We start from the raw sequence: 11,132 nt of genomic DNA on the forward strand, positions 1-11,132 counted from the left end.
CCACTTTTGCTGTCGCTCCCGTATCACTTCTCGTGTAATCTGCCACCATTTACTGTCAACCCACCACACTGTCTGGCAAAGGGAGTTGAGATGCTATTTGGGTTTTTCCGTACACTGTTCCGTATTCTTTTTCGCATCCGCGTCACTGGCGACGCCCAGGCGCTTCGTGGCGAGCGCGTTCTCATCACACCCAATCATGTTTCCTTTATAGACGGCATCCTGCTTGCGCTGTTTCTGCCCGTGCGTCCGGTGTTTGCGGTCTATACCTCCATCAGCCAGCAGTGGTATATGCGCTGGCTCACCCCACTTATCGATTTCGTACCGCTTGACCCGACAAAGCCGATGATGATTAAACACCTGGTACGTCTGGTAGAGCAGGGGCGTCCGGTGGTCATTTTCCCGGAAGGGCGCATTTCAGTGACCGGTTCGCTGATGAAAATCTACGACGGCGCGGGGTTTGTCGCGGCGAAATCAAACGCGACCGTAGTGCCGCTGCGCATTGAAGGCGCAGAGTTGACCCATTTCAGCCGCCTTAAGGGGCTGGTAAAGCAGCGTCTGTTCCCCAAAATCACGCTGCATATCCTGCCGCCAACGTCGTTACCGATGCCGGAAGCGCCGCGTGCCCGCGATCGCCGTAAAATCGCCGGGGAAATGCTGCACCAGATTATGATGGAAGCGCGCATGGCCGTTCGTCCGCGCGAAACGCTGTATGAATCCCTGCTTTCGGCGCAGTACCGCTACGGCGCGAAGAAAAACTGCATTGAAGACATCAACTTTACCCCTGATACCTATCGTAAACTGCTGACCAAGACGCTGTTCGTGGGCCGCATTCTTGAGAAGTACAGCAAAAAGGGCGAAAAGATCGGCCTGATGCTGCCAAACGCGGGCATCAGCGCGGCGGTGATTTTTGGTGCGGTTTCCCGTGGCCGTATACCGGCGATGATGAACTACACGGCGGGCGTGAAAGGGCTGACCAGCGCCATTACCGCCGCCCAAATCAATACCATCTTTACCTCCCGACAGTTTCTGGACAAAGGCAAGCTGTGGCATCTGCCGGAACAGCTGACCCAGGTACGCTGGGTCTTCCTGGAAGATCTAAAAGCGGACGTGACCACCGGCGACAAGCTGTGGATTTTTGCGCATCTGCTGGTGCCGCATCTGGCTCAGGTCAAACAGCAGCCGGAAGATGACGCGATTATCCTTTTCACGTCGGGTTCGGAGGGTAACCCGAAAGGCGTCGTCCACAGCCACAAGAGTATTCTGGCGAACGTTGAGCAGATCAAAAGCATTGCCGACTTTACCGCGAATGACCGTTTTATGTCGGCGCTGCCTCTGTTCCACTCCTTTGGCCTGACGGTGGGGCTGTTCACGCCGCTGCTGACCGGTGCCGAGGTGTTCCTCTATCCCAGCCCGCTGCACTACCGCATTGTGCCGGAGCTGGTGTATGACCGTAACTGCACCGTCCTGTTCGGGACCTCAACCTTCCTGGGTAACTATGCCCGTTTCGCCAATCCGTATGATTTCTTCCGCGTTCGGTACGTGGTGGCCGGTGCGGAAAAGCTGCAGGAGAGCACGCGTCAGATCTGGCAGGACAAGTTTGGCCTGCGCATCCTCGAAGGCTATGGCGTTACCGAGTGTGCGCCCGTGGTCTCGATCAACGTACCGATGGCGGCGAAACCGGGAACGGTGGGCCGAATTCTGCCGGGGATGGATGCGCGCTTGCTGGCGGTGCCGGGCATTGAGGACGGTGGCCGCCTGCAGCTGAAAGGGCCGAACGTGATGAACGGTTACCTGCGCGTGGAAAACCCAGGCGTGCTGGAAGCGCCAACGGCGGAAAACGTCAACGGCGAGATTGAAACCGGCTGGTACGACACCGGTGACATCGTTCGTTTCGATGAGCAAGGCTTTGTACAGATTCAGGGGCGCGCAAAACGCTTCGCCAAAATCGCCGGTGAGATGGTCTCTCTGGAAATGGTTGAACAACTGGCGACGGCCGTGTCCGCCGAGAAGATGCACGCCACGGTCGTGAAGAGCGATGCCAGCAAAGGCGAGGCGCTGGTGCTGTTTACCACTGATGCTGAGCTTAAGCGCGACAGGTTACTGAGCTATGCGCGTGAACACGGTATTCCTGAACTGGCCGTGCCGCGCGATCTTCGCTACCTGAAGCAGCTTCCGGTGCTGGGTAGCGGCAAGCCCGATTTCGTGACCCTGAAAGGTATGGTTGAAGAGGCGGAACAGCAAAATGCGTGAGTCAGTACACACTAACACCTCCCTCAGGTCGAAAGGTATGATGGCCGTCATCGCCGCGCAGTTTCTCTCTGCGTTCGGTGATAACGCGCTGCTTTTTGCCACGCTGGCGCTGCTGAAAGCCGAGTTTTACCCTGACTGGAGTCAGCCGATCCTGCAGATGGTGTTTGTGGGCGCTTACATTATCTTTGCCCCGTTTGTGGGGCAGGTGGCGGACAGCTTCCCGAAAGGCCGGGTGATGATGTTTGCCAACGGTCTCAAGCTGCTGGGCGCTGCCAGTATCTGCTTCGGCTTCAATCCGTTTATTGGCTATACACTGGTGGGCATCGGCGCTGCCGCCTACTCCCCAGCGAAGTATGGCATTCTCGGAGAACTGACTACGGGCGATAAGCTGGTGAAAGCCAACGGCCTGATGGAGTCTTCAACGATTGCCGCTATCCTCCTCGGCTCCGTCGCGGGTGGCGTGCTGGCCGACTGGCATGTTCTGGCGGCCCTGGGCGTGTGTGCAGTGGTGTATGGGGGGGCGGTCGTGGCTAACCTGTTTATTCCCAAACTACCGGTGGCTCGTCCAGGGCAATCCTGGCGCTTTAAACCAATGACCGGCAGTTTCTTTAACGCGTGCCGCGTGCTGTGGCGTAACGGGGAAACGCGTTTCTCCCTGATGGGAACCAGTATGTTCTGGGGGGCGGGCGTCACGCTGCGCTTCCTGCTGGTTCTGTGGGTACCGGTGGCGCTGGGGATTACGGACAATGCGACGCCGACCTATCTTAATGCGATGGTGGCGATCGGCATTGTGGCTGGCGCGGGCGCGGCGGCGAAGCTGGTGACGCTTGAAACGGTCGCACGCTGCATGCCAGCGGGGATCCTGATTGGCCTCGTGGTGCTTATCTTCTCGCTACAACATGCGTTATTGCCCGCTTATGCTCTGCTGATCCTGATTGGTATTCTGGGGGGCTTCTTTGTGGTACCGCTGAATGCGTTACTCCAGGAGCGTGGCAAGCAGACCGTCGGGGCGGGGAATGCCATTGCGGTTCAAAATCTCGGTGAAAACCTGGCCATGCTGTTAATGCTGGGGCTCTACTCGCTGGCGGTAAAAGTGGGTGTCCCGGTGGTGGCGATTGGCGTTGGATTTGGTGGGCTGTTCGCGGCGGCAATTGCGGGATTGTGGATCTGGCAGCGTCGCCGTTAATAAGTAGCCGGGTGGCGGCTTCGCCTTACCCGGCAAAAGCATCAGCTACGGCGCAGGATAAGTATAAACCTGATGCACCGCTTCAATCTCCGCTAACACCTCTTCACTCAGGTTCAGATGGAAACTCTCAATGTTAGTTTTCAGCTGTTCCATGGTCGTCGCGCCAAGCAGGGTACTGGCAACAAACGGCTGACGGCGCACGAAGGCCAGCGCCATCTGCGCCGGATCCAGGCCGTGGCGCTTCGCGATATCCACATAGGCTGCAACGGCTTTCTGCGTCTGCTCGCCGCTGTAGCGGGTAAAGCGGCTAAAGAGGGTATTACGCGCCCCGGCTGGTTTCGCACCGTTCAGGTATTTCCCCGTCAGGGTGCCGAAACCGAGGCATGAATAGGCGAGCAGTTCCACTTCCTCATATTGCGTCACTTCGGCCAGCCCCACCTCGTAGCTGCGGTTAAGCAGGCTGTACGGGTTCTGGATGGTGACGATGCGCGGCAGATCGTGTTTATCCGCCAGGTGCAGATAGCGCATTACGCCAAAGGCCGTTTCGTTGGACACTCCAATGTAGCGGATTTTTCCCGCGCGCTGGCATTCGGTCAGCGCCTCCAGCGTTTCCAGCAGCGTAACGGCGGGGGCGCTCTCATTCCAGCTGTAGCCGAGCTTGCCAAAACAGTTGGTTGGACGCTGCGGCCAGTGGACCTGGTAAAGGTCGAGATAGTCGGTTTGCAGGCGCTTCAGGCTCGCGTCCAGCGCGGCGCGGATATTTTTGCGATCGAGGATTTGGTTTGGGCGGATCCCGGCATCGTTGTTTCGCGCGGGGCCACTCACTTTCGAGGCGATAACCAGCTTTTCTCGGTTACCGCGTTTTGCCAGCCAGTTACCGACATAGGTTTCGGTAAGTCCCTGCGTTTCAGGGCGTGGAGGCACAGGGTACATCTCTGCAACATCAATCAGGTTAATCCCCTGGCTGACGGCATAATCGAGTTGTGCATGGGCATCGGCTTCGCTGTTTTGTTCACCAAATGTCATCGTGCCCAACCCCAGTTGACTTATCTCCAGAGCGCTGTGGGGGATACGGTGATAATGCATAGCCGGCTTCCTTCAATAGACATGTAGACCGCGTCAGGAACCTCCCGACAAAGGAATATAAACATGGCAGAGGGGAAGCAAAAGGGGAAGAAAAAAATCAAAAAGGCCAGTAGGCTACTGACCTCCGACTGTTATCGCTCAATAATTTGCGAGACTTCGTCGCGATTGATCTGCATTTTATTGCCTGCCTGGTCGTGGTAGCTGACCAGACCGGTATCATCATCGACTTCAGGTTTACCGTCAGTCAGGATCATCCGGCCGTCTTTTGTCGCCATGACGTAATCGCTGCTGCAGCCCGAAACGGCAAACGCCAACCCGACTGCTGAAATTAACACCGCCCATTTTTTCATCGTTATCGTCCTCATCTGGCTCGTATCAAATCATAGTGTAGTATTAACCCGTTATAGCAACAGGGTGAAGCGGTAAAATCTTAAAAACCAGGCGATTATGTTTGTGAGCTCGCAAAATAAGTAAAAAACTATGTTTTAAGTAAGAAATGACGAGCAAGCAGCGCGCCGGTGAAATTTTTTTTGAGATAAAAACCGCGCGGCAGCGTCAGTATGGGTTCGCCCATCGCGCCGATCGCCTCGGTAAGCGCTTTGCTGTTTGCCGCTTTCGGGCGCAGCTGTAACACTTCTCCGTGCCGGGCGGTAATTCGCTCGACCTGACCGAGCACAATCATGTCCATCAGTTCTTCCCAGTCCAGGCGCAACTGATGCTCCTCTTCTTCATCCGGGCTCCAGAGCAGCGGCGCGCCAACGCGGCGTTCAGCTAACGGGATCTGCCGATCGCCTTCAACCGGAACCCAAAGCACGCGATTCAGCTTATGGCGCACGTGGCTGGTTTCCCACGTTACGCCGGTATTGCCGGTTAAGGGCGCAACGCAGACAAAGGTAGTCTCCAGGGGCCGACCCTGGCGGTCGATAGGAATAGTTTTTAACTCTACGCCAAGGGCAGCGAAATCTTGCTCTGGCTTGCTCCCGGCGCTTGCACCCAGCCACAGCTCCAGAAGCATGCCGATCCAGCCCTTATCTCGTTTCAGATCCTTCGGGATCTGTAGCCCTGCCATCGCCGCCAGTTCGCCCAGCGAGAAGCCTGCAAGGCGCTGAGCCTGCTGTAGCAACTGGCTTTCGCTCGAAGGCGGTGAGAGCAAGGGTGAAAGCGGATGCATGACGATAACCTTTTGATTAAAAAATAAACGAAGAAATAGTCCCCTGTGGATAGAGTTTAACTTTTTCTGTACCAATATTCCATGTGCATGATTTATAGGTTTTTTTATGAATTTTTCACGGTTTTATCAGAGACGCAAAACGGGTTGTTCAAATCTGGTCACTGACAATAAACAGGATCTTACACCATGTTATCCACAGAAAAATGGGATAACTGGGCATAACCCTGACTACTGTTTCAATTTACAGCCTTGACGTGCGACGAAAATCCAAATTTCAGACAAATTGTGCCTAACTTATTGGCACAATCTGTGGATAAAACCGACGCTGTTCGATCTTTCATCAGCACGACGATCCCTGCTGTGACGATCGTCACGCTATTCTGCATTTTGTTTGTCGATATGAATATAACATAATGAAAAATATGGCTTTATGTTGAAGGCGAGAAACGGGAGGGCAGAGGCCATTTCAGGTTGTTCATCGGTAATCAGACACTTCTTCACAACTATATCCACAGAAAAGGTGAATAAAATTGCCCTTGAGACCGCACATCTGTTTATAACTCTGCGCTTATTTGTGAGTTATTCAAATGTTATTAGGTTGCAGGCCTGTAAGAGAGTGGTTTACCGCCTCACTGTAGTGTGAAACAATCATTCATATATAAGGTTTAGTTTGGGGTAGTCCGGTGATTGATGACGATGGCTACCGCCCGAACGTAGGAATAGTAATTTGTAATCGTCAGGGCCAGGTCATGTGGGCCCGTCGATATGGTCAGCACTCCTGGCAGTTCCCGCAAGGCGGGATCAATCCGGGAGAGTCCCCAGAACAAGCGATGTACCGGGAGCTTTTTGAAGAGGTCGGTTTAAGCCGAAAAGATGTTCGCATCCTTGCCTCGACCCGCAACTGGTTGCGTTACAAGTTACCGAAACGTTTGGTGCGTTGGGACACAAAGCCGGTTTGTATCGGCCAGAAACAGAAGTGGTTTCTTCTGCAGTTGGTGGGCAACGATTCGGACATCAATATGCAAACCAGCAGTACGCCGGAGTTCGATGGCTGGCGCTGGGTGAGCTATTGGTATCCTGTTCGTCAGGTCGTGTCATTTAAGCGCGATGTTTACCGTAGGGTGATGAAAGAGTTTGCAAGTGTGGTGATGCAGCTTCAGGAGATCCCGCCTAAGCCGCAGAGCGCACCTGCCTGGCGACGTAAAAGAGGTTAAGCTACGCAAATCATGCTCACCCGCTTGCGAGAAATAGTCGAGAAGGTGGCCAGCGCTCCGCGCCTCAACGAGGCGCTGAATATTCTGGTCACTGACATCTGTCTTGCGATGGAGACCGAGGTCTGTTCGGTGTATCTGGCCGACCACGATCGGCGCTGCTATTACCTGATGGCGACCCGCGGTTTGAAAAAGCCGCGGGGGCGCACCGTAACGCTCGCATTTGATGAAGGTATCGTCGGGCTGGTTGGGCGGCTGGCTGAACCTATCAACCTTGCCGACGCGCAAAAACACCCCAGCTTTAAATACATCCCTTCCGTAAAAGAAGAACGCTTCCGCGCGTTTCTGGGTGTGCCGATTATTCAGCGCCGTCAGCTACTCGGTGTGCTGGTCGTCCAGCAGCGCGAGCTGCGTCAGTATGATGAAAGCGAAGAGTCCTTCCTCGTCACGCTGGCGACACAGATGGCGGCGATCCTCTCCCAGTCTCAGCTTGCCGCGCTCTTTGGTCAGTATCGCCATACGCGCATTCGCGCCCTTCCGGCATCGCCAGGGGTGGCGATTGCGGAAGGCTGGATGGACGCCACGCTGCCGTTGATGGAGCAGGTCTACGAAGCCTCTACGCTTGATGAAGCGCTGGAGCGCGAGCGTCTTACCGCCGCGCTGGAAGAGGCGGCCAATGAGTTCCGTCGCTACAGCAAGCGCTTTGCCGCGGGTGCGCAAAAAGAGACGGCGGCCATCTTCGACCTCTACTCGCACCTGCTTTCCGACGCGCGTCTGCGCCGTGAGCTTTTTGCTGAGGTTGATAAAGGCGCAGTCGCGGAGTGGGCGGTTAAAAAGGTCATCGAAAAATTTGCCGAGCAGTTCGCTGCACTGACCGACGGTTATCTGAAAGAGCGGGCGGGAGATCTCCGCGCGCTGGGACAGCGCCTGCTGTTCCACCTCGATGATACCATTCAGGGGCCGAATGCCTGGCCAAAACGGTTTGTGCTGGTGGCCGATGAACTTTCGGCAACAACGCTGGCCGAGCTGCCGCAGGACAGACTCGCCGGGGTTGTCGTACGTGATGGTGCAGCGAACTCCCATGCCGCCATTATGGTGCGCGCGCTCGGTATCCCCACCGTCATGGGGGCGGATATTCAGCCCTCGGTGCTGCACCGCCGCACGCTGGTGGTTGATGGTTACCGCGGTGAACTGCTGGTCGATCCTGAGCCGGTTCTGCTCCAGGAATATCAGCGTCTCATCAGCGAAGAGAATGAATTAAGCAAGCTGGCGGAAGATGACGTTAACCTGCCCGCGCAGCTGAAAAGCGGAGAGCGGATCAAAGTCATGCTCAACGCCGGCTTAAGCCCCGAGCACGAAGAGAAGCTTGGCAGCCGCATCGACGGGATCGGTTTATACCGCACTGAAATCCCCTTCATGCTGCAGAGCGGTTTCCCCTCCGAAGAGGAGCAGGTGGCGCAGTATCAGGGGATGTTGCAGATGTTCAACGACAAGCCTGTCACCCTGCGAACCCTGGATGTCGGGGCGGATAAACAGCTGCCGTATATGCCCATCAGCGAAGAGAACCCGTGTCTGGGCTGGCGCGGGATCCGTATTACGCTCGATCAGCCGGAGATCTTCCTGATCCAGGTGCGCGCAATGCTGCGCGCCAACGCCGCGACGGGCAATCTCAGTATCCTGCTGCCGATGGTCACCAGCATAGATGAAATCGACGAAGCGCGGCGCCTGATCGAACGTGCTGGTCGTGAAGTGGAAGAGATGATTGGCTATGCGATCCCGAAACCACGGATCGGCGTCATGCTCGAAGTGCCATCTATGGTCTTTATGCTGCCGCAGCTGGCAAATCGCGTTGATTTTATCTCTGTCGGTACCAACGACCTGACGCAATATATTCTGGCCGTCGACCGGAACAACACCCGCGTCGCCAGTATCTACGATAGCCTGCACCCGGCGATCATTCGCGCGCTGGCGATGATTGCCCGTGAGGCTGAACAGTACGGTATTGATCTCCGCCTGTGCGGTGAAATGGCCGGAGACTCGATGTGCGTCGCGATCCTGATTGGTCTGGGGTATCGCCATCTGTCAATGAACGGCCGCGCAGTAGCGCGCGTGAAGTATTTGTTGCGGCATATCGACATCAATGATGCCCGCGAGCTGGCTGAGCGCAGCCTTGAGGCGCAGCTGGCCGCAGAGGTTCGTCACCAGGTGGCGGCATTTATGGAACGGCGCGGTATGGGCGGCCTGATCCGCGGTGGTCGCTAATCGTCTTTCGTCCTCTCCTTGTGGAGAGGGCGCCAGTGCGCACAAAACCCTATACACATCTTTTACATCTCTGGCGCATCCTCCGCGCCCACCTTATGCTATGATTCGCAACTTTGGAGCCTCTGCTTAAGGCAGAATCGCATGTCTACCGCTGTCCACTTTCAGCGGAATAACAACATCTTGTGGTGACAGATGAACAGTGGTTATCTGCATTTTCCGGAGTTTGATCCGGTCATTTTCTCAGTAGGACCTGTTTCGCTTCACTGGTACGGTCTGATGTACCTGGTGGGCTTTATTTTTGCCATGTGGCTCGCGGGCCGTCGCGCCAGCCGTCCTGGCAGCGGCTGGACCAAAAACGAAGTTGAAAACCTGCTGTACGCGGGCTTCCTCGGCGTGTTCCTCGGTGGCCGTATTGGGTATGTACTGTTCTATAACTTCCCGGTGTTCCTGAACGATCCCCTCTACCTGTTCCGCGTCTGGGACGGCGGCATGTCCTTCCACGGCGGCCTGATTGGGGTGATCCTGGTGATGGTGATTTTTGCCAAACGCACCAAACGTAACTTCTTCCAGGTGTCTGATTTTATCGCACCGCTGATCCCGTTTGGTCTGGGGGCGGGTCGTCTGGGCAACTTTATTAACGGTGAGCTGTGGGGCCGCGTTGACCCAAGCGTACCGTACACGATGCTCTTCCCGGGCTCCCGTGCGGAAGATATCGCGCTGCTGCCGTCGCACCCGGAGTGGCAGTCCATTTTCGATACCTACGGCGTGCTGCCGCGTCATATGTCCCAGCTGTATGAGCTGGCGCTGGAAGGCGTGGTGCTGTTTATCATCCTCAACCTGTTTATTCGCAAGCCGCGCCCGATGGGAGCTGTTTCCGGACTGTTCCTGATTGGCTATGGCGCGTTCCGCATCATCGTTGAATTCTTCCGCCAGCCGGATGCGCAGTTTACCGGCGAATGGGTACAGTACATCAGCATGGGGCAGATCCTCTCCATTCCGATGATTGTCGCGGGTGCCATTATGATGATTTGGGCGTATCGTCGTCGTCCACAGCAACAACTTTCCTGAGGAACCATGAAACAGTATCTTGAATTGATGAAAAAAGTGCTCGATGAGGGCACGCCGAAAAACGACCGTACCGGTACCGGTACGCTCTCCATTTTTGGCCACCAGATGCGCTTCAATCTGCAAGAAGGCTTCCCTCTGGTGACGACGAAGCGCTGCCACCTGCGCTCGATCATTCATGAACTGCTCTGGTTCCTGCAAGGTGACACCAACGTTGCGTATCTGCACGAAAATAACGTCTCCATCTGGGACGAATGGGCAGATGAAAACGGCAACCTGGGCCCGGTTTACGGCAAGCAGTGGCGCGCATGGCCAACGCCTGATGGCCGCCATATTGACCAGATCACCACCGTGATGAACCAGCTGAAAAACGATCCGGACTCGCGCCGAATCATCGTTTCCGCCTGGAACGTGGGCGAGCTGGATAAAATGGCGCTGGCTCCGTGCCACGCGTTCTTCCAGTTCTATGTCGCAGACGGCAAGCTCTCCTGCCAGCTCTACCAGCGCTCCTGTGACGTGTTCCTCGGCCTGCCGTTTAACATTGCCAGCTATGCGCTGTTAGTCCACATGATGGCGCAGCAGTGCGACCTGGAAGTGGGTGATTTCGTCTGGACAGGTGGAGACACCCATCTTTACAGCAATCATATGGAACAGACGCATCTTCAGCTCACTCGTGAACCGCGCGCGCTGCCGAAGCTGATTATCAAACGCAAACCGGAATCGATCTTTGATTACCGCTTTGATGATTTTGAGATTGAGGGCTACGACCCGTACCCTGGCATCAAAGCGCCTGTCGCTATCTGATGCGGTAAAGCGTGACATAACCGGTGCTGTTTAGCGCCGGTTTTTTTTCATCTATTTCCCCTTTTCCGAGGCGTTATCCAGAAAACGTGCAACGCGC

General features: G+C 55.7%; 9 protein-coding genes. 6 read left to right on the forward strand and 3 right to left on the reverse strand.

Features of this window, described 5'->3' with window-relative positions:
• Positions 1-90 precede the first annotated feature (90 nt).
• Positions 91-2,250, forward strand: coding sequence for a bifunctional acyl-ACP--phospholipid O-acyltransferase/long-chain-fatty-acid--ACP ligase (gene aas / locus IM313_RS12290; protein ID WP_150145006.1), 2,160 nt, complete (start codon positions 91-93; stop codon positions 2,248-2,250).
• On the forward strand, positions 2,243-3,436 hold the full coding sequence (gene lplT, locus IM313_RS12295) for a lysophospholipid transporter LplT (RefSeq protein WP_028014288.1): 1,194 nt from the start codon (positions 2,243-2,245) through the stop codon (positions 3,434-3,436). The genes aas and lplT overlap by 8 nt, the downstream gene beginning before the upstream one ends.
• A 45-nt stretch (positions 3,437-3,481) precedes the next feature.
• Here the strand turns inward: lplT and IM313_RS12300 are convergent, their stop codons facing one another.
• From IM313_RS12300 to mutH, 3 genes are all read right to left on the reverse strand, one after another.
• Positions 3,482-4,522: an NADP(H)-dependent aldo-keto reductase gene (locus tag IM313_RS12300; protein ID WP_028014287.1), complete on the reverse strand. Its 1,041-nt coding sequence runs from the start codon at positions 4,520-4,522 to the stop codon at positions 3,482-3,484.
• Positions 4,523-4,653: 131 nt separating this feature from the next.
• Positions 4,654-4,872 carry a YgdI/YgdR family lipoprotein gene (locus IM313_RS12305; protein WP_014885085.1) on the reverse strand — a complete coding sequence of 73 codons (219 nt, stop codon included), beginning with the start codon at positions 4,870-4,872 and terminating at the stop codon, positions 4,654-4,656.
• 128 nt (positions 4,873-5,000) lie between these two features.
• Complete coding sequence (gene mutH / locus IM313_RS12310; protein ID WP_192971663.1) at positions 5,001-5,693, reverse strand: DNA mismatch repair endonuclease MutH; 693 nt, start codon at positions 5,691-5,693, stop codon at positions 5,001-5,003.
• 683 nt (positions 5,694-6,376) lie between these two features.
• On the opposite strand from mutH, the gene rppH reads away from it, so the two are divergent.
• From rppH to thyA, 4 genes are all read left to right on the forward strand, one after another.
• A complete protein-coding gene (rppH, locus tag IM313_RS12315) occupies positions 6,377-6,907 on the forward strand; it encodes an RNA pyrophosphohydrolase (RefSeq protein ID WP_013098553.1) in 531 nt (176 codons plus the stop codon).
• 12 nt (positions 6,908-6,919) lie between these two features.
• Positions 6,920-9,166, forward strand: coding sequence for a phosphoenolpyruvate--protein phosphotransferase (gene ptsP, locus IM313_RS12320; RefSeq protein WP_028014285.1), 2,247 nt, complete (start codon positions 6,920-6,922; stop codon positions 9,164-9,166).
• A 192-nt stretch (positions 9,167-9,358) separates the two neighbouring features.
• Entirely contained in the window at positions 9,359-10,234 is an 876-nt protein-coding gene (lgt, locus tag IM313_RS12325; protein ID WP_028014284.1) for a prolipoprotein diacylglyceryl transferase, read from the forward strand.
• Between the two features lie 6 nt (positions 10,235-10,240).
• On the forward strand, positions 10,241-11,035 hold the full coding sequence (gene thyA / locus IM313_RS12330) for a thymidylate synthase (RefSeq protein WP_047367463.1): 795 nt from the start codon (positions 10,241-10,243) through the stop codon (positions 11,033-11,035).
• Positions 11,036-11,132 lie beyond the last annotated feature (97 nt).

This window comes from Enterobacter cloacae complex sp. P2B, assembly GCF_014895985.1.
In the GTDB taxonomy this organism is placed as follows: domain Bacteria; phylum Pseudomonadota; class Gammaproteobacteria; order Enterobacterales; family Enterobacteriaceae; genus Enterobacter; species Enterobacter bugandensis.

Bases quoted from the DNA above. Each gene is read 5' to 3' on its own strand.
- aas (WP_150145006.1), top strand. From the start codon at position 91: ATGCTATTTGGGTTTTTCCGTACACTGTTCCGTATTCTTTTTCGCATC.
- lplT (WP_028014288.1), top strand. From the start codon at position 2,243: ATGCGTGAGTCAGTACACACTAACACCTCCCTCAGGTCGAAAGGTATG.
- IM313_RS12300 (WP_028014287.1), bottom strand. From the start codon at position 4,522: ATGCATTATCACCGTATCCCCCACAGCGCTCTGGAGATAAGTCAACTG.
- IM313_RS12305 (WP_014885085.1), bottom strand. From the start codon at position 4,872: ATGAAAAAATGGGCGGTGTTAATTTCAGCAGTCGGGTTGGCGTTTGCC.
- mutH (WP_192971663.1), bottom strand. From the start codon at position 5,693: ATGCATCCGCTTTCACCCTTGCTCTCACCGCCTTCGAGCGAAAGCCAG.
- ptsP (WP_028014285.1), top strand. From the start codon at position 6,920: ATGCTCACCCGCTTGCGAGAAATAGTCGAGAAGGTGGCCAGCGCTCCG.
- lgt (WP_028014284.1), top strand. From the start codon at position 9,359: ATGAACAGTGGTTATCTGCATTTTCCGGAGTTTGATCCGGTCATTTTC.
- thyA (WP_047367463.1), top strand. From the start codon at position 10,241: ATGAAACAGTATCTTGAATTGATGAAAAAAGTGCTCGATGAGGGCACG.